This window comes from Sphingomonas pseudosanguinis (assembly GCF_052056765.1).
Classification (GTDB): Bacteria; Pseudomonadota; Alphaproteobacteria; order Sphingomonadales; family Sphingomonadaceae; genus Sphingomonas; species Sphingomonas pseudosanguinis.
The window spans coordinates 167,023-192,692 of record NZ_CP189888.1; the positions used below are offsets into that span (position 1 = coordinate 167,023).

The following is a 25,670-nucleotide window of genomic DNA, read 5'->3' on the forward strand; positions in this document are numbered from 1 at the left end:
GTTCCCATGCCCCTTGTCGTCCGTCTAACCCGTACTGTCCGCCATCTCGCGCTGATCCTGTGGCTCGTCGCGGCCTTCGCCCTGGCAGGCCCGGCGCTGGCGCAGGGCGATCCGGTGGCCGCCGCGACGGATCGGATCGCGCAGGCCGAACTGGACGTGCGCGGCGTCGACCGGGCGCTGGATGCGAGTGTCGATGACGATGACCGTCGCGATCTGCGCGGCAAGGCGCAGGAGGCGCAGACCGCGACGACCCAGGCGGTCGCCGACCTGACCGAGCAGCTGGCGCTGGTCAATGCGCGCATTGCCGGGCTGGGCACGGTGACGCCCGGCGAGGTGGAGGCGCCCGAATTGCGCGCGCAGCGGCGGACGCTGACCAATATGCGCACGACGCTGGACGCCGCGATCAAGCGCGGCCGATTGGCGGGGGTCGAGGCGGGCCAGCTGATCGACGAGATCGACCGCAGCCAGGCCGAGCAGTTCAGCCAGAAACTGTCCTCCAAGGTGCCGTCGCCGCTCAGCCCGACCTTCTGGACGATCGTCCTCGACCAGACGCCGCGCGACCTGCGCCGGGTATGGCTGTTCCTGGAGCAGGGCGGCACCCAGCTGCAGCGGCAATGGCGTGGCGGTATTCCCTGGCATGCGATCCTGGGCTTCGCGCTGGCGATCGTCCTGGTCGGGCCGGTGCGGCTGAAGGCGCACCGGCTGATGCAGCGGCGGCTGATCGCCGAGGCCCCGCCCAGCCGGGTGCGGCGATCGGCCAACAGCCTGTGGCGGGTGGCGGTGGGCACGCTGTGCCCGCTGGCGGGCGCGTTCCTGTTCGTGCAGGGGCTGCGCTGGTCGGGCCTGCTGCCGCAGCGCTGGAGCGGCTTTCTCGACGGGTTCGTCTTCGCCACCGGCGTCGCGGGCTTCACCGCCGCGGTGACCGGCGCGGTCTTGATGCGCAGCCAGCCGTCCTGGCGGATCACGCCGTTCGATGACGAGACCGCCAACCGCTTGCGGCCGCTGTCCTGGGTCCTGACCGTCCTGACCTTCACGACGACGATGATCGGATCGTTCGAGGGCGCGATCGGCAGCAGCCGTTCGGCGATCATCGCCACCCAGGCGATCGAGGCGCTGATCCACCTCGCGCTGATCGTCGCCACGCTGGTCGTGCTCGGCCGATTGCGCGCCGCGCGCGCCGCGCGCGAGCAGACGACGAGCGCCGGGATCAGCGCGGGGCTGAGCATCGCCATCCTCCTCGCCTGGATCGCGGTGGGCGTGGCGGCGGTGGCGCTGGTCATCGGCTATATCTGGTTCGCGTGGTTCGTCGCGCTGATGATCGGCTGGACCGTGCTGCTCGGCTCGGCGCTCTATCTGATGCTGGTCGCCACCGACGACATCGCCACCACCGTGTTCGTGCGCGACAGCCGGATCGGCGTCACCCTGACGCGGGCGCTTGGCATACGCGGCAGCATGGTCGACCAGTTCGGCCTGGTCCTGTCGGGCGTCGTCCGGCTGACGCTGATCATCCTGGCGCTGGGGCTGTTGCTGCGCCCCTTCGGCGCGAGCAGCGATCCCGGCGCGGTGTTCGACCAGCTCGGTCAGTTCGCCGAGGGGGTGAAGGTCGGCGGCGTCTGGATTTCACCCGGCGCGATCCTGCGCGGGCTGCTGATGCTGTTTATCGGACTGGCGATCGTCCGCGCCTTCATGCGCTGGCTCGACCAGCGCTATCTGCCCGCGACCGATCTCGACGGATCGGGGCGCAATTCGGTCAGCCTCGTCGCGCGCTATATCGGCGTGGCGCTCGCCGTCATCTGGGGCCTGGCCTCGCTCGGCATCGGGGTGGAGCGGATCGCGCTCCTGCTCTCGGCGCTGTCGGTCGGCATCGGTTTCGGTCTTCAGGCGATCACCCAGAATTTCGTCTCCGGCCTGATCCTGCTGGCGGAGCGGCCGATCAAGATCGGCGATCTGGTGCGCGTCGGCACCGACGAGGGCGACGTCAAGCGGATCAGCGTGCGCTCGACCGAGATCGAGCTGGCCGATCATTCGACGCTAATCGTCCCCAATTCCGAACTGATCACCAAATCGGTGCTGAACAAGACGCTGTCGGGGCCGCTGGGCCGCATCCAGATCCAGTTCTCGGTGCCGATCGAATCGGACGCCGCGCTGGTGCGGTCGATCGTGCTCGACTGTTTCGCGCAGCAGGAGGCGGTGCTGGCCGAACCGGCACCCTCGGCCTTTATCGACTCGATCATCGACGGGCGTATCCTGTTCAACTGCTTCGCGCATGTCGCCAGCCCGCGCGCGGCGTATGGCGCCCGCAGCGCGGTGCTGCTGCAACTTCTCCCCACGCTGCGCGAGCGCGGCATCACCATCGGCACCGTGCCGCAGCGGCTGGAACTGGTGAACCCGCTGAGCGCGCCGGCGCCGGATGAACGCGAGATGAAATGAAAAAGTCCCGCTCGGTCACCAAAGGGTAACGCTACCTTCTCCGAGTATCCCTATCCGCGCGGCCAGCGACGACCGGCAAGGTCGATCGGGGGATAGGAATAAAGACGACCATGACGACCGATTTCATCCGCGCGACGCTGCTGGGCGGCACCGCATTCCTGGCGATCGCGGCCACGCCCGCCCTCGCTGCCGACGCCAAGCCGGCCGATCCGGCACCCGCGACCGCCGCCGCCGATCCGGCGGACGATGCCGGCCAGCTGAAGGAGATCGTGGTCACCGCCACCAAGCGCGAGACCAGCCTGCAGAAGACGCCGATCGCCATCTCGGTGCTCGACCCGACCGTGCTGAAGGACCGCCATGTCCAAAGCCTGCTCGACCTGGCCGACGGCACCGTGCCCAGCCTGCGCGTCGCCACCTTCGAGGCGCGCCAGTCGGCGCTGACCATCGGTATCCGTGGCATCGTCCCCTTCGACCAGAACCAGACCGCGCGCGACACCGGCGTCGGCGTCTATATCGACGGCGTCTATCTGGGCCGCTCGCAAGGGTTGAACGCCGCGCTGTTCGACATCGAGCGGGTCGAGGTGCTGCGCGGGCCGCAGGGCACGCTGTTCGGCCGCAATACCGAGGGCGGCGCGCTGTCGATCGTCACCGCCAAGCCGACCGGCAAGTTCGGTGCGTCGGTCACTGCCGGAATCGGCAATTACGGCGCCTATAACAGCGCGCTGCACGTCAACCTGCCCGAATGGCACAATATCTCGGTCAAGCTGGACGGCGTGCTCCAGCATCAGAACGCGTTCGTGACGAACCCGCTGCCGGGGGCGGCCGGCTGGGGCTATTTCAACCGCGTCGGCGGCCATGCCGCCGTCCTCTGGAAGCCGGTCGGCGGCTTCTCGGCCGAGCTGTCCTATGACCAGGCCAAGGACCAGAACACGCCCTTCTACAGCCAGCTGGTCAACTACAACCCACGCGGCCTGCCGGTCGCGACGATCGCGCAGATCAACGCCAATGGCGGCAAGCTGCCCTCGGGCACCATCGCGCCGCTGTCGCCGCTGGTCGTCGTGTCGGGCGACAACCGCATGAAGCGCGCCGATATCGGCGTACCGCAGGCGCTGAGCACCGACCGCACCCATGGCTTCTCGGCCAAGCTGAATTACGACGTGATGCCGGGGCTCGAGCTGCGCTCGATCACCGCATGGCGCGGCGTCGACACCGACCAGTGGGACAATTCGGGCGGTGCGCATCGCACCGTGTTCCTGCCGAACGGCAAGTTCAGCCGTTACAGCCTGTCCTTCATGCAGCAGCACCAGTTCAGTCAGGAGTTCCAGGCGGTCGGCAGCCTGCCGCAGTTCGATTACGTCGCCGGCCTCTATTACTTCACCGAAAACGCGCGTGAGGTCGCCGCGACGCCCTCGACCAACCAGTGGAATGGCGACGGCACCGGCTACACCATCCTGTCGCAGACCGCGCTGGGCACGATCACCTCGGGCAACCAGGGCTGGGCGCCGGGTTCGTTCTTCCTCCAGCGCGGCAGCTTCGCGCGCGCCTATAGCTATGCCGCCTTTGCGCAAGGCACCTATACCCCGGCGGGCTTCGACGCCTTCCACCTGACGGTTGGCGGGCGCTACACCCACGACAAGCGCAACGGCACGCTCTATCTGGTGCAGGGCAAGTCGACCAACTTCCCCTTCACCTTCGACAACAACCGGTTCGATCCGATGGTGACGGCGGCGTTCGACGCCAGCGACACCGTCCATCTCTATGCCAAATACTCGACCGGCTACCGCGCCGGCGGTGCGAATGCGCGGTCGCAGACCTTCACCGCCTTCGGCCCCGAAGCGGTGAAGTCCTATGAGATCGGCTCGAAGATGGACCTGTTCGACCGCCGCGTCCGCCTGAACGTCGCCGGGTACATCATGGACCGTACCGGCACCCAGATCGACTTCGACAATGTCGACACCAACCCCGCCAGCCCGACCTATAATCTGCATACCGAGGAAACCCGCAACGCGCCGGGCACGTCCAAGATTCGCGGGATCGAGGCGGACCTGACCACCAACCCGGTCGAGGGGATGACGGTCGGCGCGTCCTATGCGTACACTTACACCAACGTGCCGGCGACGCCGAACCCGTTCCTGAACAACGCGCCGACCCAGGTCTTCGTGGTGTTCACGCCGCGCAACGCCGCCTCGGCCTATGTCGATTACGAGGTGCCGATGCCGGGGTCGGAGGCCAAGCTGCGCTTCCACCTGGACGGCAATTACGCCGACCCGGTCTACAGCTTCCAGAACGAGACGACGCGTACCGACAAGAGCTTCGTGATGAACGGCCGCATCGCGCTGGCCGACCTGCCGCTGACCGGGAACGGCACGAAGATGACGATCTCGCTGTGGAGCCGCAACCTGCTCAACAACACGTACATCTACCGCCGCTCGGCCGCGAACGCGGCGGTGCTGGGCGATTACGCCAACTTCAATCCGCCCCGGACCATCGGCTTGGAGGGCACGGTTCGGTTCTGATCCGGATCGTCTTATCCTGACCTGGCGGGCCGTCCCCGATGGGGCGGCCCGCTTTTTTCGTTATGGAAAAACGGAGCGCGCCCATTGGTCGAGAATGCCGGCCGCTTAATTGGGCGTGTCACCCCGGCAGGATCATCGACACGACCAGCCCCGGCCGCGCATCGCCCAGGTCCAGTCGCCCGCGATGCAGCCGGGCGATCGCGGCGACCAGGGGCAGGCCCAGGCCATGGCCGGCGCGGGTGCGGGCGCTGTCGAGGCGGCCGAAGCGGCGCAGCGCCTGGACGTGGTCCTCGGGCGCGATGCCGGGACCGTCGTCGTGGACCTGAAGGGCGATCCCTCCATCGTCCGTCGCCGCCAATTCGACATGGATCGTGCCGCCGGGGCGGCCATGTTTGATTGCATTGCCGATCAGGTTGACCAGCGCCTGGATCAGCAGCTGGCGGTCGCCCTGGAAGGGCGCGGGGCGGCTGGTGACGGCGAACGTCAGATGGTGGCCCGCTTCCTCGGCGACCGGAATCATCATCGTCGCGGTCTCCTCGACCAGCGCGGCGAGGTCCAGGGGCGCGAAGCCCGCCTGGCGGTGGCCCGCCTCGACCTCGGCGATGCGCAACAACGCGGCGAACATCGCCAGCAGCGCGTCGCACTGGGCCAGTGCGCCTTGCGCCCACGCGGCCTGTTCGGGGGCGTCCGCTTCCTCGGCCATGCGCGCCACCTGCCCGCGCAAACTGGCCAGCGGCGTGCGCAGGTCGTGGGCGATGTCGTTGGACACGCCGCGCATCCCCTCCATCAGCTCACCGATGCGGTCGAGCATCCGGTTGAAGGCGGCGGCCTGGCGGTCGAAGACGTCGGCCGATCCGGTCAGTGGCACGCGGTGGCGGATGTCGCCGGCGATGATCGCGTCGACCGCGGCGCGCTGCTCGTCGATCCGCCGTCCGACCAGCCGGGAAAAGGCGATGATGCCGCCGACCACGATCAGGATGATCGATCCGAAGCCGATCAGATAGATGCGCGTCCGCTGCGTCCGGTAATCGTCGAACGGCTCGGTCTCGGCGACGATGACCAGCCGCCGCCCGGCCCCCGCATCGCGGACCAGCGCGCGGCCATGCGACAGCCCGGCGATCCCGGCGGGCGCGCGCAGGTCCGACCGGCCGAGCGGCAGGGCGTGGCGCAACCGGATATTGCCGCCCAGCGGCCGGTCGGCGGAATCGAGCAGCAGCACGCCGATGTCGCCGGTGTCGCGCTGGCCCGCCAGGGTCGCGATCCGCGTGAGCAGCGCGGGCGTCGGGATCGGTCCCGCGCGGCCCTCGCGCTCCAAGAGCAGGTCGCTGACCACATCGATCCGCCGGTCGACCAGCCGCGCCACGGTCACGCGGTTGGCGGCGATGATCGACACCCCCGTGGCGATGGTGGCGATCAGGAACAGCGCCAGGACCCAGGCGGTCAGCCCGCGCAGCGACACCCGGCGGAGCGCCGCATCGATCACGGCTTCAGCGAATAGCCGATGCCGCGCACCGTCTCGATCGGGTCCGGGGCGCCGCCCTCGGTCAGCTTGATGCGCAGGCGGCGGATATAGACGTCGACGACATTGGTCTCCGGCTCGAACTCATAACCCCAGACGCGCTCGATCAGCATGGCGCGGGTCAGCACCTCGCCGGCATGGCGCGCCAATTCGGTCAGCAGCTTGAGTTCGAGATTGGCGAGCGCGATCGGCTGTCCACCGCGCCAGGCGCGAAAGCTGGTCGGACTGACGACGATGTCGCCGGCGCGGATCGTGTCGCTGTCGCCGGTCGTCCAGCGGCGGCCGCGCAGCACCGCGCCCAGCCGCGCGTTCAGCTCCTCGGCGGCGACCGGCTTGACGACATAATCGTCCGCGCCGGCCTCCAGCCCGTCGACCTTGTCCGACGCCATCGACAGCGCGGTCAGCATGATGACGGGAATGGTCAGCCCGCGTTCGCGCAACGTCTCGACCACCGACAGCCCGTCGAGCCGGGGCATCATCCGGTCGAGGATGACCGCGTCGAACTGTTCGCGATCGAGCGCGGCGAGCGCCAGGCGACCGTCGCCGACCTGCTCGACCCGGTGGCCCAGCCGCGTGAGGTCGGCGGTAAGGCCGGCGGCATAGTCGCGGTCGTCCTCGACCAGAAGCAGGTGCAGACTCATCGGGCGCATTCCATCTCGAACCGGGCGAATCGTCCCATCGGGGGAAAAAGCCAAGCCCCAATCGCCCGGTTCGTATCGCGCTGGAACAGTCGGGACAGATGGGCAGGGACTCCATGGTTCCGCCGGCGGCGTTGCACGCGTAGCAGCAAAGCCGACAGAAGGGCGCTTCCGCGTGCGGAGCGCCGGGTGATGGCCCGAAGGGGTCGAGAGGCGAGATATGGCGACCACGACTTCGATCATCCTGGACGGCGACCTGTCCGACTGGCGCGCGACCGACCGCATCGATAGCGGGCTGGGCGAGGGCTATTCGATCTATGCCAAGAGCGATGGCGGCGATTTCGTCTTCGCGATGACCGCGCCGATGGCGATCGGGGCGAACACCACCGCCTGGCTGAACACCGATCGCAACGCCGCCACCGGCTATCAGGTCTTCGGCTTCGCCGGCGGCGCGGAATATAACGTCAACTTCAACGCCGACGGCACCGTCTCGCTCTACAAGGGCGGCGCGGGCGAGACGCTGGTGATGGCGGGGCTGCAGGCGGCATGGTCGGCGGATCGCCAGACGGTCGAGTTCCGCGTGCCCAAGGCGATGATCGGCAATCCGCAGGCGATCGACACGCTGTACGACGTCAACGACAGCGCGTTCCTGCCCGGCAATTACTCGGCCAAGCCCTTCACCATCTTCAACGACACCGGCATCACCGCCGACCCGTCCCACCGCATCGCGATCGTCTGGTCGGAGACGACCGCCAACGCCTATTTCAGCAAGACGGCGTATGCGCAGCTGTTCATGGCCGCGCAGTCCCAGGCGATGCAGGCGGGTACGCCGTTCGACATCATCACCGAGGACGATCTCACCAACCTGTCGACGCTGGCCAAGTACGACTCGATCGTCTTCCCCTCGTTCCGCAACGTGCAGGCGGACAAGGCGGATGCGATCGCCCACACGTTGGAACAGGCGACCAAGCAGTTCGGCATCGGCCTGGTCGCGGCTGGCGAGTTCATGACCAATGCGGCGGACGGCAGCGCGCTGGCGGGCGACAGCTATGCGCGCATGAAGCTGCTGTTCGATGCCACCCGCGTGACCGGCGGCTGGCCGGCCGACGTCACCATCAAGGCGACCGATGCGCAGGGCAGCGTCCTCGACGGCTATGCCAATGGCGAGACGATCCGCGACTATAAGGGTGTCGGCTGGAACGCCTTCACCAGCGTCAGCGGGACGGGCGAGACGATCGCGACCCAGACGGTGAACGGCCAGACCTATGCCGCCGCCATCGCCACCCATACCGGCGGCCGCAACGTCATCTTCTCGACCGAAGCGGCGATGGCCGACGACAATCTGCTGCAAAAGGCGATCGACTATTCGGTGCATGGCTCGGCCAGCGCCGGCGGCCTGCGCGTCGGCCTGCAGATGACCCGCGACGCCGGCCTGTTCGCGTCCCGTGTCGACATGGACCAGAGCCAGTATTCGGACGAGGTGAAGCCGACCGACGGCTCGGCCGGCATCTATACCAAGATGCTGCCGATCCTGGATCAGTGGAAGGCGCTCTATAATTTCGTCGGCAGCTATTACGTCAATATCGGCAACGACCCGGCGCAGCAGCGCTCGACCGACTGGTCGGTGTCGGCGCCGATCTATGCCAGGATGATGGCGGCGGGCAACGAGATCGGGCTGCACAGCTATACCCATCCCGAGGACACCAATGTCCTGACCGCCGACCAGATCGCCTATGAGTTCGGGGCCGAGCGCGCCGAGCTGGAAAAGCAGATGAGCGCCTATCTGGGCCGGCAGGTATCGCTGGGCGGTGCGGCGGTTCCGGGCGCGCCCGAGACGATCGCGACCAGCCAGGAAATCCTGAAGCATGTCGACTATCTGTCGGGCGGTTATACCGGCGTCGGCGCGGGCTACCCCAACGCCTTCGGCTATATGACCCCGGGCAATGCGGCGGACGGCAAGGTCTATCTCGCCCCCAACACCATGTTCGACTTCTCGCTGATCGAGTTCCAGAAAAAGACCGTCGCCGAGGCGGAGGCCGAATGGGGCAAGGAACTGGCGACGCTGACCGCGCATGCCGATGCGCCGGTGATCGTATGGCCGTGGCATGATTACGGCCCCGCCATGTGGACCGGCGATGCGGCGGTGCAGAGCCCCTATGTCACGTCGATGTTCACCAACTTCATCGCCAAGGCGGCCGCCGCCGGCGTCGAGTTCGTGACGCTGGCCGATCTGGCCGCGCGCATCGGCGCGTTCCAGAAGGCATCGATCACCACCACCGTGGCGGGCGACACGATCACCGCCAAGGTGACATCGGCCGGCGATACGCTTGGCACCTTCGCGCTCGACGTCGACGGTCAGCAGGCGGGGCAGGTGATCAAGAGCGTGACCGGCTGGTACGCCTATGACGCCAACAAGGTCTTCCTGCCCAAGGCGGGCGGCACCTACGCCATCACCATGGGCCAGGCGGCCGATGACGTGACCCATATCACCGACCTGCCGATGCGCGCCTCGCTGATCTCGTTGAGCGGTGACGGTCGCGACCTGAGCTTCTCGGTCGAGGGCGAGGGCAAGGTCGTCGTCGACCTGAAGGCGCCGGGCACCGACTGGACCACCGTCAAGGGCGCGACCGTCGCCAGCCTGGTCGGCGAGATCCTGACCATCGACATCGGGTCGATCGGCCAGCATGACGTGACCATCGGCCATGTCGCCAATAGCGGCCCGACCATCACCTCCTTCGGCGGCGGCGATACGGGCAGGATGTCGATCGCGGAGAACGGCACCGCCGTCACCACCATCACCGCGACCGATCCCGACATCGCGCTGGGCGACAGCATCCGTTATTCGATCGCGAACAAGGGCGACGGCGCGGCCTTCGCCATCGATGCGACGACCGGCGTGCTGAAGTTCCTGAACGGCCCGGATTACGAGAATCCGACCGACCTCGATCACGACAATGTCTATGACGTGACCGTGATCGCCACCGACGCCAAGGGCGCGGTCGATCTGCAGACGCTGTCGATCGGCGTCACCGATGTCGTCGGCATCACCAAGACAGGGACGATCTTCAGCGACACGATCAACGGCACCGGCGAGCAGGACGTGCTCGACGGCGGCTGGGGCCATGACGTGCTGAACGGCCTGGGCGGCAACGACAAGCTGATCGGCGGCTGGGGCGACGATACGCTGAACGGCGGCGACGGCGACGACATCCTGATCGGCGGCATGGGCAAGGACATGCTGACCGGCGGCGCGGGCAAGGACGTCTTCCGCTTCGAATCGACGCAGGAAAGCTCGACCCTGTCGTCGCTGCGCGATGTCATCACCGATTTCCGCTCGGGCGAGGACAAGATCGACCTGTCGGCGATCGATGCCAACACCTCGCTCTTCGCGCGCGGCGACCAAGCCTTCACCCTGTTGTCCAAACCCGGCGCGGCCTTCACCGGTGCGGGCCAGTTGCGCTTCAGCTACCAGATGGTCGGCGGCAAGGAATATACCATCGTCGAGGGCAATACCGACGCCTTCGGTCTAGCCGACTTCTCGATCGCGCTGCTCGGGCATCACAACCTGACCGCCGGTGATTTTTATTTATAAATAGGGGCTAAGACCGCCGTCATGGCGGGAATCGGCTTTCAACTGGCCAGGATGGCGCGTGAGGGCGGAGTCGGCGGGATCGCCGGCGCCGCGCTGCACGGCGCGGTCATCAGCGCCGGGCCGTGGCTGGTCACCGCACTGGCCATGGCGGCGTTCGAGCGCTGGACGCCCGGCGCCATGGCGGCGGGTGACGCCCTGATGGTGCACAGCGTGCTGATCTATGCCTTCAGCCTGTCGGCACTGGCGGCGGGACCGATCGCGATCCTGGCGACGCGGCTGATGGCCGACCGGCTGTTCGCGCGCGATGTTGGCGGGGTTCCGGGGATATTGCTGGTCGCGCTGGCCGGCGGCGGTGCGCTGGCGCTGGCGCTGGGCGCGCTGGTGTTCGGCACGTGGGCACAACTGCCGCTGGTGCGCGCCGCTTGGGCCAGCGTGCTGCTTGCCTGGTTGACGCAAATCTGGATCGCCTCGCCCCTATTGACCGCGCTGCGCCAGTATCGCGCGGTGCCGCTCGCCTATCTGCTGGGCGTCGGTGGCGCTGGCATTTGCCTCACCCTTGCCGGGCATCCCGGCGGAACTTGGGTGTTGGCGAGCGTCACCGGCGGTGCCGGGCTGACGCTGGCCGCCGTCCTTTTCATATTGCGGCGGCAATTCACCGCGCCGCCGATCCTGCCGGGGCGCGACCTGATCGGCTCGCGGCTGGCTTTGATCGTGGGCATGGCCGGGCTGGCGGGGGCGGTGGCGATCTGGGTCGACAAATGGCTGCTCTGGGCCGGCCCCGACAGCATCGCGACGCTGGGGCATTTGCGGCTCAATCCGATCAACGATGCGGGCAGTTTCCTGGGGCTGTTGACCATCGTGCCGGGGCTGACGCTGGTGCTGATCGTCGGCGAGACGCGGTTTGACCGGGCCTTTGGCGACCTGATGGCGCGCTGCACCGGCACCTCGACGCTGGCCCGGATCGAGGAGGCGCGAGCCGAACTGATCGAGACGCTGTCCGACGGCCTGCGCCTGCTGGTGCTGATCCAGGCGCTGGTCGCCGCACTCGCCTGGGTGCTCGCGGTGCCGCTGTTCGAGCTGATCGGCGCGGACCCGCGCGGCATCTTCGCCTTTCGGCATACGTCGGCGGGCGCGGTCTTTCATCTCGTCGCGATCGGAGCGACCGTCGTCCTGTCCTATTACGACCTCTTCGCGCGCGTGGTGCTGATCTGGGGGAGCTTCGCGCTGGCGAGCGCGCTGGCCACCTGGCTGCAATGGAATGCCGGCTTCGCCGCCTTTGGCTGGGGCTATATGGCGGGCGCGGTGGTGGGGGCCTCGGTGGGCATCGCGATGGTCGCGGAATCGACCGTCCGGCTGGTCTATCTGCTCTTCGTGGGCAACAACCCGGCCGTGGTCGGGCGCGAAGGACGTTGGGCATGATGGGAAGGCGGACCCTGCTGGCGATGGGTGCCGGCGCGCTGGGCACGGCGCTGTTCCAGCGGGACGGCGGCGATGCGGCCGACCGGCGCTGGCGCTGGGGCGTCGATTATGGCGCGGCGACCGATCCGGTACTGGCGCGCCGGTTCGACCTGCTGGTGCTGGAGCCGCATCACGCGCGCCCGATCGCGCCGTTGCGCGGTCCGGGCAGCAAGCTGCTCGGCTATGTCAGCCTGGGCGAGGTGGAGAAGAACCGCCCCTATTTCGCGACGCTGGCGCGCGACGGCGCGCTGCTCGCACCCAATCCGCACTGGCCCGATGCGCGGCATGTCGACCTGCGCCATCCCGCCTGGCGCGCTGCCCTGATCGACCGGGTGGTGCCCGAGATCCTGGCGATGGGCTATGACGGGCTGTTCCTCGACACGCTCGACAATGCCGAGGCGATGGAGCACACCGATCCGGTCGGGCATAAGGGCATGGTCGCGGCCGGCGCGGCGCTGGTGGCGGCGCTGCGCGCGCGTTTCCCGGATATCCTGTTGATGCTCAACCGGGGCTATGCCGCGCTGCCCGAGGTGGCGCCACGCATCGACTATCTGCTCGGCGAGTCGATGGCGTCGCGCTGGAGCTTCGCGGCCAAGCGGTACGAGATGCTGGCGGACAGCGACTGGGGGTGGCAGGCCGAGCGGCTGCGCGGGGCCAAGGCGCGTAACCCTGCGCTGCGCCTGACCACGCTGGACTATTGGGACCCCGCCGATCGGCGGACGGTGGCGGCGCTCTATGCCCGCGAACGCGCGGCGGGGTTCGATCCTTATGTCGCGACGCTGGCGCTCGACCATCTGATCGCGGAGCCGGCGGGATGAGGCGCCATCCGTCGCAGCGCTGGATGGCGATCGGATTGCCGATCGCGGCGGGTCTCGCGATCCTGGGTCTGGGTCTTGCCCTGATGCCCGGACCGCGCGAGGTGGAGCAGGCCGCGCGTCGCGCCGCGCCGCCCGCGCCGTCCGCCCTGCCGGCGGCGAAGCCCGTCATCGCCGCTGCGCCCGCAACCCCGGCCCCGCCCGAACTCGCCCCCGCGATCCGCAGCGCCGATGCGGCCGAACTGGTCAGGCTGACCCGGGCGCTGATCGACCGGGGCGTGGCGGTCACGACCGCGCAGGTCGCCTACGATGTGGCGGCGGCGGGGCGTCCGGCGGTGGCGCTCGACTATCTGGCTGCGCGACCCGATGGCGCGACGCCCGCGACGTGGCCGCTGCGTATCGAACTGCTGCGCAAATTGGGCCGCGACAAGGAGGCGCAAGCGTTGCTCGCCACCGCCGCCATGCGTCCCGGCGGCGTGCCGGCGGCGGCGATCGTGGCGGCCGGCTATGCGCTGGATCGCCCCGATTTGATTATCACGGCGGTGGCATCGGGAGCGATCCCCCCGCCCGATGCGAAGCTGGCGCATGACCTGGCACAGCGGGCCGAGGCGCGCGGGCGGCTCGACTGGATCGCACGGCTCGACCGGGCGGGGGGTGCCGACTGGCGCGCGAGTGATCCCTGGCTGGCGCTGCGGGTCGCGAGCCGGGCGGGCGACCAAGCGGCGGTGTCGCGCGCCATCGATGCCCTGCCCGCCGGGGAGCGGGACGCGGCACGCACCGCCTGGATGACGCGGACCGGCGACCGGGCGGGGCTGCGCGCGGCGATAGGGGCGCAGGCGGCGCGGCCGGGGGCCGACCTGCCGGTGCTGGCTGAACGTCTACTGGCACTCGACGCCCGCGCCGATGCGATCGCGCTGTTGCGGCGGGCGGCCGCCGACCAGTCGCCCGGCTCGGCAGTGGGGCAGCGGCTGCTCTATCTGATGGGGCCGCGCCCCGCGCCCGCCGATCGTGACTGGCTGCGTGCCCGCGCGCTGGCGGGGGATGCGAGCGATCAGGCGCGCTGGCTGGCCGCCTATGCCGAGCGTGATACGCCGGCCACGGCGCTGGCCTTTGTCCAGCGGCATCCGCTCGCCGCGCGCACGGATGTCGCGATCCTGCGTCTGCAATTGGCGCAGGCGGCGGGCGATCGGGCCGCCGCGCGACAGGCGATGGCGACATTGCTCGACGGGCGGTCGCTGGAGCCGGTGACCTTGCGCCGCGTCTCAGGGCTGGCCGACGGGCTTGATCCGGCGCAGGCGCGCAGCCTGGCCGAGCGGCGGATCGCGGCGGGGATTGCCGGACCGCGTGACCGGCTGGATCTCGCCTGGGCGGCGTGGAATGCGGGCGATGCGGCGGCGACCCGCGACCGCTTGCGCGATTATCTGGCCGAGGTGCCCGGCGACCTGCCCGCCCTGCGGCTGATGGCGGATGCGCAGGCGCGGCTGGGCGGCCCGGCGGCGGCGGGGCCCTGGCTCGAACGGGCGCTGCTTCAGGCGCCGCGCACCGGGCGGACGCGGGTGGAACTGCTCGACCGGCTCGGGCGGCGGGACGAGGCGCTGGCGCTGGTCACGGCGATGCGTCGCGATGCGCCGCGTGATATGGAACTGGCGGCGTTGCACGCGCGGCTGCTGATCGCGGCCGGTCAGCCGGGGCGGGCGCGGGCGGTGCTGAGGCCATGATCGTTATCGCCTTGCCCCCATCGGACGGCGTGGTCCTGCCGCAACTGACCGTGCCCGACACGGTGCTGGTCGACCACCGCATCGTCGCGCCGGGCGACCCGCGGCTGATCTGGCCCGCCGGCGCGGTGCTGACGCTGGAGCGGGCGGGGGGCGAGGTGATCGTCCATGCCGATCGCCCGCCGGGTGACGAGGCGGTGGCGTTGTTCCAGTCGCAGGCGGGCGCGGCGATCGGCGATCTGCGCTGGAACGATGTCAGCCTGGTGCTGCGCCCGGCGGCGGGATGGGCGATGGACGCGCGGATCGTCGGCAACGCGCTGATCGCCGCCTTTCGTCCCTTGGCCGAGGCACTCGCGCCCGCCGCCACGCGCGCCGGCAATGAACTGGACCATGCCCGCATCGAGGCTGACATGGTCGCCGGCTATCCCGGCCGGGGGCGGCGCGAAGCCGCCGCATTGCTCGCGCGCGATCCGCAGGACCAGCGTGCCGCGCGGCTGCTTGCCGATGCGGACGCCATCGACGGCGATGTCGCAGGCGCGGCGCGGGGTTATCGCGCGGCGGGGGCGACCGATGACCCCGCACGCCGCGCGATGGCGGCGGCGGGCGGCACCGCAAGCGTCGGGCTGGTCGCGCGCGAAGGCGGCGATCTGGCGCAGGTCGAGGCGGGTGCGCGTGTCGATCTGCCGCTCGACGACCGGATCGGTGCTGGCCTGGGCGTCCGCCAGCTGGTCAGCCGGGTCGAGACGGGCGCGCGCCGCCGGAGCGAGACCGCGACGATCGTCGATGCCGGGCTGGCGGTGGCGCTCAGCGATGCCGCGCGGTTGCAGTTGCTGGCCGCCGCCGCGCTCGACGACGGGGTGACCGGCGGCGGGGTGAAGATGACCTATGGCCCGAGCGAGGCGCAACTGCGCGTCGCGCTGACCCGGCACATGCCCGACTACGCGACCCCGGCGCAGGTGCTGGCCGGCGGCTATCTGTCGCGCGCGGCACTGGGCGGGACCTATCGCCTGGGATCGGGCGTGGTCGTGCAGGGCGATCTGGGCGTCAATCGTTACGGCCTGGCGGGGGCACGCGGTGCGAGCGACAGCGTGACGCTGGCGGGCGGCCTCGATTACCTGATCCGCCGCCGTTATCCGCTGTTCGGGCTGAGCTATCGGATCGAGGCGGAATATGTGCAGCACATGCGCGACGACGCGGCGGGCCTGCCGCTGATCGCGCTGGCGGACCGTGAGAATCACACCGTGCAGGCGATGCTGGGCGAGGCGCTGGGCGACGTGCAGCTGACTGGCATGGCCGGCTGGACGATCGACCGGTTCGGCGGCGACGGCCCCAATGCCAGCCTGGGGCTGGTCGCGCCGATCGGCCTGTTCTGGAAGGTCGAGGCGTCGGGTGGCATCACCTCGATCAGCCGGCCGGGCTTTTCGGGGCAGCAGCTGTTCGCCCGGGCGCTGGTGACGCGCAGCCTGGGGCCGCCGCGATGACGCCCGAGACGGTGGCGGAGCGCAAGCCCGCGCAGCGGTGGCGGCGTCATGCGCGCATCGCGCTGGAAATCGCGATCGCCTTTGCGTTGCTGGCCGCGCTCGACGAATGGCTGACCGGCGGGCTGGGATTCGCCGGGGTGCGGCCCAGTCCCTATTGGATTCCGGTGCTCGTCATGGCCTTGGTCTATGGCACCGGGCCGGGCGTCGCGGCGGCGGTCATCGCCTCGGGCCTGTGGCTGCTCGCCGCGCATCGGGACGGCAGCGAGCGCGACTATCTCGACTGGCTGTTGCATCTGTCGATCCCGCCGCTGCTCTGGGCGGTGGTGGCGGTCGCGGTGGGCGAGGTGACGCTGGCGCGCAAACGCCATCTCGCCAAGGCGCTGCGGCGCGGGGCGCAGGCGGTGCGCGATGTCGGGCGGATGACCGATGCGCATGAGCGGCTGACGCGCACCAATCGCGACCTGCAACGCCGCATCGCCGCCGATCCCCGCACCGCCGGCCATATCATCGCCACCGCGTCGCGCCTGTCCTCGCCCGACCCTGCCGCGCGGCGCGGCGCGCTGTCGCAACTGATTGGGCTGGCGGCGTATGGCGACGACTTCACCTGCTATCGGTTGGGGCCGGACGGCGCGCGTGCCTGGCTGCGCGGCGGGGCGGTGACGGGGGCCAGCATGGGCCGGCCCGATCTCCTGCCGCCGGCGATGGTCGAGGCGCTGGCCGCGTCGGGCGAGATGCGCGTCCGCCATGTCGCGCGGCGGGGTGATCGCGAATGGCTGGCCGGGCTGGGCGTCGCGGCGGTGCCGCTGGCCGACGGGCAAGGCGGCCTGAGCGGCGTGCTGCTGTTCCACGACCTGCCGATCGACCGGTTCAATGCGCACCGTATCGCCGAACTGGCCGAGATAGGCCATTGGCTCGGCCCGCTGATCCTCGATCAGGGACAGGCGCCGCTGCGGGTGCTGCGGAACGCCGGACGGATCGCATGACGGCCAGATATGTCGCGCTGGCGATCCTCGACCTCGCCTGGATCGGTGCGGCGATGCTGTTCGGAATGGGGGCGGGGGCGGCGCTGTTCGGCCATGCGCTGCTATGCGCGCTGACCTATGACCTGTGGCTGCGTTCCGACCCGCATGGCGGGTTCGCCGCCGCGATCCTGGGTGTGGCGGGACCGATCGGGCTGGTGCTGGGACAGATGATCGGCCGCGGGAGCGAGCGCGGCTGGGCAAGGATGTCCGCGTCGGATCATCATGCGCGCGTCTTCGGTCGCCCCGCGCCCAATCCCCGGCGCGGTGCGGCGCGCGAAATGGCGCGGCTGCTCGACGGGCGGGTTTATTTTCCCGTCTCGGAACGGCTCGATTCGCTGGTCGCAATCCTGCGCCATGCGCCGGTGGCCGAGCGTCGTCGCGCGCTGGAGACAGTGGTGCGCTCGTTCGAGCCGGGGCTGTCGCCGCTGGTCGCGCAGGTGTTGAACGATCCCGACCAGACGATCCGCGCGCTCGCCGCCGCCGCCTCGGCACGGATCGTCCATAATCTGGGCGAGCACCGCGCCGCGCTGGAGGCACGTATCGCCAGGGGCGATGCGGCGGCGGTGCCCGCGCTCGGCCGGCTGCTCGCCGAGCATGGTCGCGCCAATATCCTGCTGTCCGATATGCAGCGCGCGGCGTTGCGCGAGGAGGCCGTGCTGCTGCTGGCGCGCGGCGATCTGGTGGGCGAGGCGGAGCGGCTGGCGATCGAGATGGCCTGGGACGGGCGTGATTATGACGCGATCGACCGGATCGCGGCGCGTGTACCTGAGGACGCGGATGCCGCCTGGTGGCGCACCGAGGCCGCGCGGTGAGCAGTGTCGGCGAGGACGCCGATGTCTGCCTGATCGTCGAGGGGGCCTATCCTTACGTCATCGGCGGGGTTTCCGGCTGGCTGCAGGACCTGATCACCCATCTGCCCGACATCCGCTTCCATGTCGTGGCGATCAAGGCGGGGCCGGCGCCGCTGCCGTTCCGCATCACCCCGCCCGCCAATGTCGTGGGCGTCACCGAGATCGGGCTGGCGCCCGCCGCCGTCGCGCCGCGCGCCATACCCGACCGGCTGGCCGCCGCGATCGCCGATGCGCTGATGGTGTTCGTCGCGACCGGGCGGCCGGACGCGATGGCGACGTTGCTCGACCTGCTCGCCAGCGCGCGTCGGCCGCTCGATCCCGGTGACATCCTCGCGCATCCGGCGATGTTCGCGCGGTTGCAGCGGCATTACCGTGCGATCCTGCCGCGCGCGTCGTTCCACCATTATTTCTGGGCGATGCGCACGCTGCTCGGTGGCCTGCTGACCGTACTGACCGCGCCGCTGCCGCGCGCGCGGGTCTATCACACCATCTCCACCGGCTTTGCCGGACTGCTGGCGGCGCGGGCACGCTATCGGACGGGGCGGCCGGCCTTCATCACCGAACATGGCATCTATCTGCTCGAACGCCAGATCGAGGTGATGATGGCCGACTGGATCGGCGATCAGGTCGATACCGGGCTGGAGCTGGAGCGCAGCGTGCGCGACCTGCGCGACCTGTGGGTGCGCGCGTTCACCAGCTATGCCGAGGCCTGTTACGCCGCCTGCGATCCGGTCATCGCGCTCTATGGCGAGAATAATGTCGTGCAGCGGCGGCTGGGCGCGGCGCCCAATCGGGTGCGGGCGATCCCCAATGGCATCGATGTCCGCCGCTTCGCGCATCTGCCCGACGCGCGCGACCCCGACCGCCCGGTCGTCGCGCTGCTCGGCCGGGTGGTGCCGATCAAGGATGTGAAGACCTTCATCCGCGCCGCCGCGATCGTCCACGCCGCGCGGCCCGACATCCGCTTCGTGGTGCTGGGGCCGGAGGACGAGGACCCCGCCTATGCCGCCGAATGCGCCGCGCTGGTCGCCGAATTGGGGCTGGGCGAAGCGCTGTCCTTCGAGGGGCGGGTCAGAATCGAGGACTGGATGATGCGGATCGACCTGCTCGTCCTGACCAGCCTGTCCGAGGCGCAGCCGCTGGTCATTCTGGAGGGCGGTGCCTGCGGCATCCCCGTCGTCGCGCCCGATGTCGGCAGCTGCCGCGAGATGATCGAGGGGCGAGGGGGGCAGGACAGCGGCCATGGCGGCATCGTCACCCCGCTGGTCAACCCGGCCGCGACGGCGGCGGCGATCCGGCAGATCATGGACGACCCCGCGCTGCGCCGGACCATGGGCGAGACGATGCGCGAGCGGGTGAAGCGCGATTACGACCATCCGACGATCATCGGGGCGTATCGCCGACTGTACGGAGAATTGGCGGCGCGGGGGTGAGCCCTGCGCAATCCTCTCCTCTGGAAAAGGATGACATGAGATGGATCGGTCATTGCGAGCGTAGCGAAGCAATCCAGTGTCCGGGCAAGACGCCCTGGATTGCTTCGCTACGCTCGCAATGACCGATCGGGTCACGCTGACGTCATTTCTGTCTAAGAAGGGAAAGGATGGTCGTCAGCGTCCGCCGGTGACCACCGTGTCACTCAGCTCGGCGAAGGACGGGGCGGGCAGGGCTGGAGCCGAGGTGACGGGCAGGGATTGCCCCAACGTGCCCGATGGGGTCGGTGTCGTCGCGGGGCGGAGCGCTGGAGCGCTGCCCGTCGCCAGGACAGGGGCGGGCGGTGCGGCGGTCGAGGGACGCGCCGCTTTGTCGATCGGCGCGAGCAGCGGATCGAACGGGCCGAACACCTCTTTCTTCACCGCGCGGATATTGGCCGAGGGATCATAGGTCGGCACCCCGGCGGCGATCACGCCCGCCTGCAAGCGGCCGAGCGTGGCGAGCAGCCGCGCCTGCGCGACATAGCCCGAATAGAGCGCATTGGTCGCGACGATCTGCGCGTTGAGCAGTCTTTGCTCGGAATCGAGCACTTCGAAATTGGAGCGGAAGCCTTCCTGGAATCCGCGCCGGACGCCGGTCAGCGCCGCTTCGGCGGCCTGGGTGGCGACGCGGCCCGAATCCTGCTGCTCGCCGGCGGCGACCGCCTGGTTCCATGCCTCCTGCACATTGGCCAGCGCCTCGCGCCGTGTGCCCTCCGCTTCGAACCCCAGTTGCTGGCGCTCGGCGATGGCGGCGCGGATGCGCGATCCGATCAGCCCGCCGGCGATCAGCGGCATCGTCACGCTGACCCCGCCGGTCGCTTGGCCGCCCATGTCGCGCAGCTGGTAGGAATAGGGGCTGGTATAGCCATAGCCGCCGGTCAGCGCGACGATCGGCGCGCGCTCGGCGCGCTGCGCGGCGATCCGCGCGTCACCGGCGCGCGCGGCCATGATCGCCTGCCACAGCGCCGGGCTTTCCTTCTCGGCGATCTGGAACGCCGATTCCAGCGAGCCGGGAATACCGGGCAAGGGCGGCGGCGGGGCGAGCCGGCCCGGATTGCGCCCGACCAGCGCGGCGAAGCGCGCGCGGCTGGCCTGGAGATTGGCCTGCGCCTGCGCCAGCTGCGCGCGGATGATCTCGCGCTGCGCTTGCGCCTGGGCGATGTCGGTGCGGGTCAGGTCGCCGCCGCGCTCGCGCGCCACTGCCTGGTCGACCTGACGGCCATAGCTGTCGAGCGACCGCGTCTGGATCGCGACCAGCGCCTGGTCGCGCAGCACCGAGGCATAGGCATCGACGACGCCGAACAGGATGCCGTTCTCGGTCTCGCGCAGCCGTTCGCGCCCCGCCAGCACGGTGGCTTCGGCGGCGGAAACCTGCGCGGCGGTCCGCCCGCCGTTGAGCAGGATCTGCGAGGCGGTGATCGTCGCGCCCATCGTCCGGCTGCGCACCGTGGCGAACTGGTCGAGCAGGGTGCGCTGGTCCTGCTGGCGATATTGCAGGTTCAGGTTGACGCCGACGTTCAGGCGATAGGGCGATCCGGCCTGGACGATCTGTTCGTCGAGCGCGCGCAGCTGGGCGCGACCCGCCTCCAGCGTCGGGTTGGAGCGATAGGCATCGGCGATCGCGCGGTCGAGCGTATCGGGCGCCTCGACCGTTTGCGCGGCGACGGGACCGGCGAGCAGCAGGCCGGCGAGCGGGGCCCAGCGCTTACCGCTCATGGAAGGACCGCGCGAAGGTCTCGGTCAGCGGATCGAGCAGATATTGCAGCGCGCTGCGCGCCCGCAGCGGCACGGTGACCGCCACCGGTACGCCGGCGCGGATGCCGGTATCGCCGCCGCGCACCGCCGCGATGCGGGCGATCTGATCGCGCGGCACCGCGATCTCGGCGGTGAAATAGCTGCGGCCCGAGGCTTCGTCGCGAAGCGAATCGGCGGAGACCGAGCGGACCGTACCCGCCAGGATCGGCAGCCCACGATCGTGGAGCGACAGGAACTTCACCTCGGCCGGCCGGCCCGCGACGACGCCGTCGATATCGCCCGGCGCGAAATTGGCGCGCACGATCAGCGGCGCGGCGTCGGGCACGATGTCGAGGATCGGCTGCCCCGCCTGGATCACCCCGCCGACGGTGAAGACGCGCAGGCCCACCACCTGGCCTGAGACGGGCGCGCGGATTTCGGTGCGCGCCAGCTGCTCGCGCGCGGCGGCCCATTTGGGCAGCATCTCGTTCAACTGGAACTGCGTGTCGCGCAGTGCGGTGGCGGCCCCTTCCACCTGCTGGCGGCGGGTCTGCACCATCTGTGCGCGGGTCTGGCCGATCTGTTCGCGCGCGGCGGCGGAGCGAGAGGTATAGTCGGCGTCCGCCCCTTCGAGCTGCTGGATCGAGCGTTCGATCGCGCGCACCGTGTTGCGCGAGACATAGCCCTCATCGGCGAGCTTGCGGGTGCTCTCCAGCTGTTGTTGCAGGCTGGCGCGCTGGCGCTCGGTGGCGCTCGCCTGCGCATTAAATCCGGAGGTCTGCTTGCCGACCTCGGCCGCCTGTTGGCGCAGCACCTGATCGCTGGCGGCGAGCGCGGCGTTGCGGCTGCGCAATTGCGCGAGTTGCAGCGCCTTGGCGCGTTCGACCAGCCGGCGATCGTCACCGGTGGCGGTGGCGAATTCGGCGGGCCAGACGATGGCGCGGCCGGCGATCTCGGCCTCCAGCCGCGCGCGCTGGGCTTGCAGGTCGATGACGCTGGCGGCGAGCGCGCGTTCGCTGGCGGCGACCTCGGCCCCCTCCAGCCTGAACAGGACCTGCCCGGCGCGGACATGCTCGCCGTCGCGGACCAGCATCGCCTTGACGATGCCGCCGTCGCGGTGCTGCACGGTGCGGCGATTGCCCGACACCGTCACCTGACCCTCGCCGGCGGCGGCGGCGTCCAGCCGAGCGAGCGCGGCCCAGCCCAGCCCGACGACGAAGAACATTATGGCGACGATCGCGCCCAGCCGGATCGCACGGCGGGGCGAATCGTCGAGGTGCAGCCGTTCGGCGATCCGGGTGCGGGCGGCGTCGGTCATCGCGTACCCCCGGCGGTGACGATGCCGCCATCGGCGGGGCGGCCGGCGGCCTGCGGGCGGATGACCTTGGCGCGATCGTCGAACAGCTGCACCTTGCCGTCTCGCAACAGCAGCACCTTGTCGACGATTTGGAGCAACCCGGTGCGGTGGGTCGAGACGATCACCGTCGCCTTGCGCGCGCGCAGCCTCTCGATGGTGTGCGCCAGCCGCGCCTCGCCCTCGCTGTCGAGATGCGCGTTGGGTTCGTCGAGGAACAGCAGGGTCGGCCGCCCGAACAGCGCGCGCGCCAGCGCCACCGCCTGACCCTGACCGGCGGACAGCCCCGCCTCGCCGCGTTCCAGCATGGTGGCATAGCCGTTCGGCAGACCCAGGATGATGTCATGCGCGCCGGCCTCCTGCGCGGCCGCCACCACCTCGCCGTCCAGCGTCTCGCTCTCGCCGTCGAGGACGCTGCGGAAGCGGGCGATATTGGTGTGGACGGTGGCGGGAAACAGCGTCGGCACCTGCGGCAGGAAGCCCAGATGCCGGCCGAGCTGTTCGTGATTCCAGTCGGTCAGGGACGCGCCGTCGATCCGCACCTCGCCGCTGTCGGGGCTTTGCGCGCCGGCCAGCACACGCAGCAGCGTCGACTTGCCGGCACCGCTCGGGCCGACCAGCGCGACGACCTCGCCCGGCTGCACGGTGAAGCTTATGTCGGTCAGGATCGGCCGGTCGCTGCCCGGCGCGACGACGTTCAGCCCACGCACCTCGATCCGCCCGGTGGGGGCGGGCAGCGTGGTGGTCGCGCGGTCGGGGCCGGGGCGGCTGCAAAACGCGTCGAGCGAGCGCCATGCGCTGCGCGCGGCGGTCAGCGGCTTGATCGCGCCCAATATCTGTTCGACCGGCTGGATCGCCCGGCCCAGCAGCAGCGAGGCGGCGAAGATCGCGCCGCCCGAAATATCCTGTCGCACCGCCAGCCATGCGCCCAGCGCCAGCGCCAGCGATTGCAGCAGCTGGCGCAGGAATTTGGTGACCGCCAGGAACTGGCCCGAGGTGCTCGATAGCCCCGCCTGCCGCCGCGCCAGATCGGCGCGCTCCAGCAAATGGCGGGTGACGAGCGCGTCGCGCATCCCCAGCGCCTGCGCCACGTCGGAGGCGACGATCGAGCTGTCCTGCTCGCGCTGCGCCAGCGCGGTGCGGCCGCGCAAGGCCGCGACGGTCGGCTCGGTAAACCGCTCGCTGGCGATGGCGATCGCCCCGAGCAGCAGCGCGCTGACCAGGGTCAGCAGACCGATCCACGGGTGAAGCAGGAAGGCGATCAGGATGTAGATCGGTGCCCAGGGCGCGTCGAACAGCGCGATGACGGGCGCGCCGGTCAGCGTGCCGCGCACCGTGTCGAAATCGCGCAACGCCTGCGCGCGCTCCATCGGCGTGCCACTGGGCGAGCCCAGGATGCGCAGCAGGATGGCGGGGGCCAGCCGCCGCTCCAGCCGCATGCTGGCGCGCAGGAGGAGGCGCATGCGCACCGCGTCGAGGATCGCATAGACCGCCAGCGCGACGACCAGGATCAGCGTCAGCAACAGGAGCGTCGGCACCCCGCGTGTCGGCACCACCCGGTCATAGACCTGCAGCATGAAGATCGTCGGCGCGAGGTTCAGGAGGTTGATCAACCCCGAGAACAGCGCCGCCGCGATCAGATGCGGGCGGCAGCCGCGCACCACGGGCATCAGGCCCGTGGCGGATGATCCGGAACGCGAGTCGGAGGGCGACATGCTGGCCGCCATAGCGCAAAAAACGTAAGCGAAGCGTTCACGACCCTCACCGCGCGAGCGGGGCGAGCCGTTCGCGCATCAGCGTCACGAACCGGTCGAGCGGGCAGGGCGCAGCGACCGGACAACCACGCACCTGAACGGGCTTCACGCTGACATTGGCCGCATGGCCGCGAATCTGTTCGGGCGACTGGGTGCGATAGGCGAGCGTGACGAAGGCGCGGCCCCGCCGGTCGTGCCAGCGCTGGATCAGGATCGCGCCGCCCGGCGCGGCATCGTTGGTCGCATAGCCCGGCGCGACCAGATCGAAGCCAAGCAGCGCGGCCAGCGCGGTGACATTGGTGTCATGCCCGACCAGCATGTCGACCCTGGCCCCCTGCGACGCGGTCAGCGCGTCCAGCATGTGTTCGCCGAACGCCGCCGACTGGTGCGCGGCCATATAGGGCGAGCGCGAATAGACATCGAACAGCGCGGCATGGATGCCGCCCAGCCGCGCCAGCATCGCGCCGTCGACGGGCACGCCGCCGACCGAGGGCGAGAGCCCCTCGGCATATTGCAGCAGCAACACCTGCGCGGTGCCCGACGCGGTACGGATCGGACCGCTCAGGTCGATGCCATGCCCGTCCGCCGATGGCGTCAGCCGCGCCGGGCCGGCGGGGTCGCACCCCTTGGGATCGCCGCAGCCCAGCACACTGTCGAGCAGGCGCAGCGCCGGCCGGTGGCGGGCGACCAGCGCGTCCATGCCGCCGGTGAAGCGGTTGATGTCCGCCACCGCCGCCGCCGCGTCGAATCGGGTCGCGCGGGCGCGCAGCGGCTCGAACCGGGGATCGACCTGGCCGATGGGCAGATGCGTGACCGACACCGGGCATTGCGGGGCGAGGCCGCGCGCATAGGCCTCGCCGCTGGCGATGGTGCGCGAGGATGTGTTCGTGGCGATTCGCACCGCGCCCTCGGCCGGGCAGCCGGTGGCGGGCAGCAGGCCTTGCGCGATCCAGCGAGCGCGGTCGGCGCGCGCCTCGGCCATCAGCGCTTCGGCGCCGCGCGGGGTCAATTCGCTTTCCGGGGTGGTCCAGCGTGGCCAGGGCTTGGCGGTGCGGGTGCCCTTGGGCACCTCGCCATCCAGCGGCGCGCGCACGCCGTGGCGCATCAGCCCGACGACACGGTCGAGCGTCAGCCCGGTCGTGCGGGGGGTGGTCTGGGCGGTGGCGGAGGACGCGGCGCAGGCGAGGAGCGCGAGCGCACCGAGGGGAGCGAGACGGGATAGGATCATGCGCGCGCCTTGCACGCTTTCCGCGTCACCTTGGTGACATTGCCCGAATGATGACGCTGCGTCGTGCGGTCTGAACGTAATTTTCAAGATT

Annotated in this window: 16 protein-coding genes; 10 read left to right on the forward strand and 6 right to left on the reverse strand. The window is 70.0% G+C overall.

From position 1 onward, the window contains the following. Window positions 1–6 precede the first annotated feature (6 nt). Entirely contained in the window at window positions 7–2,430 is a 2,424-nt protein-coding gene (locus tag ACQHGV_RS00810) for a DUF3772 domain-containing protein (RefSeq protein WP_440979071.1), read from the forward strand. 110 nt (window positions 2,431–2,540) lie between these two features. Further along, complete coding sequence (locus ACQHGV_RS00815; RefSeq protein ID WP_440979072.1) at window positions 2,541–4,946, forward strand: TonB-dependent receptor; 2,406 nt, start codon at window positions 2,541–2,543, stop codon at window positions 4,944–4,946. A 118-nt stretch (window positions 4,947–5,064) separates the two neighbouring features. Here ACQHGV_RS00815 and ACQHGV_RS00820 read toward each other — a convergent pair whose 3' ends face one another. Beyond that, the gene (locus ACQHGV_RS00820; protein WP_440979073.1) at window positions 5,065–6,429 is read right to left on the reverse strand and encodes an ATP-binding protein; all 1,365 of its coding nucleotides are present in this window, start codon (window positions 6,427–6,429) and stop codon (window positions 5,065–5,067) included. After that, window positions 6,426–7,106, reverse strand: coding sequence for a response regulator transcription factor (locus ACQHGV_RS00825; RefSeq protein ID WP_440979074.1), 681 nt, complete (start codon window positions 7,104–7,106; stop codon window positions 6,426–6,428). The genes ACQHGV_RS00820 and ACQHGV_RS00825 overlap by 4 nt, the downstream gene beginning before the upstream one ends. Before the next feature lie 217 nt (window positions 7,107–7,323). Here ACQHGV_RS00825 and ACQHGV_RS00830 point away from each other — a divergent pair, with 217 nt between their 5' ends. The 8 genes from ACQHGV_RS00830 to pelF are packed head-to-tail and all read left to right on the forward strand — an operon-like array spanning window position 7,324 to window position 19,470. Then, window positions 7,324–10,695, forward strand: a complete 3,372-nt coding sequence (locus tag ACQHGV_RS00830) for a M10 family metallopeptidase C-terminal domain-containing protein (protein ID WP_440979075.1) — start codon at window positions 7,324–7,326, stop codon at window positions 10,693–10,695. A 21-nt stretch (window positions 10,696–10,716) separates the two neighbouring features. Further along, entirely contained in the window at window positions 10,717–12,114 is a 1,398-nt protein-coding gene (gene pelG, locus ACQHGV_RS00835; RefSeq protein WP_440979076.1) for an exopolysaccharide Pel transporter PelG, read from the forward strand. After that, entirely contained in the window at window positions 12,111–12,971 is an 861-nt protein-coding gene (locus ACQHGV_RS00840) for an endo alpha-1,4 polygalactosaminidase (RefSeq protein ID WP_440979077.1), read from the forward strand. The genes pelG and ACQHGV_RS00840 overlap by 4 nt, the downstream gene beginning before the upstream one ends. Window positions 12,972–12,994: 23 nt before the next feature. Further along, window positions 12,995–14,686, forward strand: a complete 1,692-nt coding sequence (locus ACQHGV_RS00845; protein ID WP_440979078.1) for a hypothetical protein — start codon at window positions 12,995–12,997, stop codon at window positions 14,684–14,686. Next, window positions 14,683–16,164, forward strand: coding sequence for a hypothetical protein (locus tag ACQHGV_RS00850; RefSeq protein WP_440979079.1), 1,482 nt, complete (start codon window positions 14,683–14,685; stop codon window positions 16,162–16,164). The genes ACQHGV_RS00845 and ACQHGV_RS00850 overlap by 4 nt, the downstream gene beginning before the upstream one ends. Further along, window positions 16,161–17,147 (forward strand): hypothetical protein, encoded by a 987-nt coding sequence (locus ACQHGV_RS00855; RefSeq protein WP_440979080.1) that lies wholly within the window; start codon window positions 16,161–16,163, stop codon window positions 17,145–17,147. The genes ACQHGV_RS00850 and ACQHGV_RS00855 overlap by 4 nt, the downstream gene beginning before the upstream one ends. Then, entirely contained in the window at window positions 17,144–17,998 is an 855-nt protein-coding gene (locus tag ACQHGV_RS00860; protein ID WP_440979081.1) for a hypothetical protein, read from the forward strand. The genes ACQHGV_RS00855 and ACQHGV_RS00860 overlap by 4 nt, the downstream gene beginning before the upstream one ends. Then, on the forward strand, window positions 17,995–19,470 hold the full coding sequence (pelF, locus tag ACQHGV_RS00865; RefSeq protein ID WP_440979082.1) for a GT4 family glycosyltransferase PelF: 1,476 nt from the start codon (window positions 17,995–17,997) through the stop codon (window positions 19,468–19,470). The genes ACQHGV_RS00860 and pelF overlap by 4 nt, the downstream gene beginning before the upstream one ends. A gap of 174 nt (window positions 19,471–19,644) precedes the next feature. Here pelF and ACQHGV_RS00870 read toward each other — a convergent pair whose 3' ends face one another. From ACQHGV_RS00870 to ACQHGV_RS00885, 4 genes are read right to left on the reverse strand one after another with little or no spacing between them, the layout of a single operon-like run. Continuing rightward, window positions 19,645–21,225, reverse strand: coding sequence for a TolC family outer membrane protein (locus ACQHGV_RS00870; RefSeq protein WP_440979083.1), 1,581 nt, complete (start codon window positions 21,223–21,225; stop codon window positions 19,645–19,647). Then, window positions 21,215–22,561, reverse strand: coding sequence for an HlyD family type I secretion periplasmic adaptor subunit (locus ACQHGV_RS00875; RefSeq protein ID WP_440979084.1), 1,347 nt, complete (start codon window positions 22,559–22,561; stop codon window positions 21,215–21,217). Before ACQHGV_RS00875 ends, ACQHGV_RS00870 begins: the two co-directional genes overlap by 11 nt. Next, a complete protein-coding gene (locus tag ACQHGV_RS00880; RefSeq protein ID WP_440979085.1) occupies window positions 22,558–24,324 on the reverse strand; it encodes a type I secretion system permease/ATPase in 1,767 nt (588 codons plus the stop codon). The genes ACQHGV_RS00875 and ACQHGV_RS00880 overlap by 4 nt, the downstream gene beginning before the upstream one ends. A 34-nt stretch (window positions 24,325–24,358) precedes the next feature. Then, window positions 24,359–25,579 carry a histidine-type phosphatase gene (locus ACQHGV_RS00885; protein WP_440979086.1) on the reverse strand — a complete coding sequence of 407 codons (1,221 nt, stop codon included), beginning with the start codon at window positions 25,577–25,579 and terminating at the stop codon, window positions 24,359–24,361. Window positions 25,580–25,670 lie beyond the last annotated feature (91 nt).

Coding starts and splice junctions, on each gene's coding strand:
- ACQHGV_RS00810 (WP_440979071.1), top strand. CDS start 7: ATGCCCCTTGTCGTCCGTCTAACCCGTACTGTCCGCCATCTCGCGCTG.
- ACQHGV_RS00815 (WP_440979072.1), top strand. CDS start 2,541: ATGACGACCGATTTCATCCGCGCGACGCTGCTGGGCGGCACCGCATTC.
- ACQHGV_RS00825 (WP_440979074.1), bottom strand. CDS start 7,106: ATGAGTCTGCACCTGCTTCTGGTCGAGGACGACCGCGACTATGCCGCC.
- ACQHGV_RS00830 (WP_440979075.1), top strand. CDS start 7,324: ATGGCGACCACGACTTCGATCATCCTGGACGGCGACCTGTCCGACTGG.
- pelG (WP_440979076.1), top strand. CDS start 10,717: ATGGCGGGAATCGGCTTTCAACTGGCCAGGATGGCGCGTGAGGGCGGA.
- ACQHGV_RS00840 (WP_440979077.1), top strand. CDS start 12,111: ATGATGGGAAGGCGGACCCTGCTGGCGATGGGTGCCGGCGCGCTGGGC.
- ACQHGV_RS00845 (WP_440979078.1), top strand. CDS start 12,995: ATGGCGATCGGATTGCCGATCGCGGCGGGTCTCGCGATCCTGGGTCTG.
- ACQHGV_RS00850 (WP_440979079.1), top strand. CDS start 14,683: ATGATCGTTATCGCCTTGCCCCCATCGGACGGCGTGGTCCTGCCGCAA.
- ACQHGV_RS00855 (WP_440979080.1), top strand. CDS start 16,161: ATGACGCCCGAGACGGTGGCGGAGCGCAAGCCCGCGCAGCGGTGGCGG.
- ACQHGV_RS00860 (WP_440979081.1), top strand. CDS start 17,144: ATGACGGCCAGATATGTCGCGCTGGCGATCCTCGACCTCGCCTGGATC.
- ACQHGV_RS00870 (WP_440979083.1), bottom strand. CDS start 21,225: ATGAGCGGTAAGCGCTGGGCCCCGCTCGCCGGCCTGCTGCTCGCCGGT.
- ACQHGV_RS00875 (WP_440979084.1), bottom strand. CDS start 22,561: ATGACCGACGCCGCCCGCACCCGGATCGCCGAACGGCTGCACCTCGAC.
- ACQHGV_RS00880 (WP_440979085.1), bottom strand. CDS start 24,324: ATGGCGGCCAGCATGTCGCCCTCCGACTCGCGTTCCGGATCATCCGCC.
- ACQHGV_RS00885 (WP_440979086.1), bottom strand. CDS start 25,579: ATGATCCTATCCCGTCTCGCTCCCCTCGGTGCGCTCGCGCTCCTCGCC.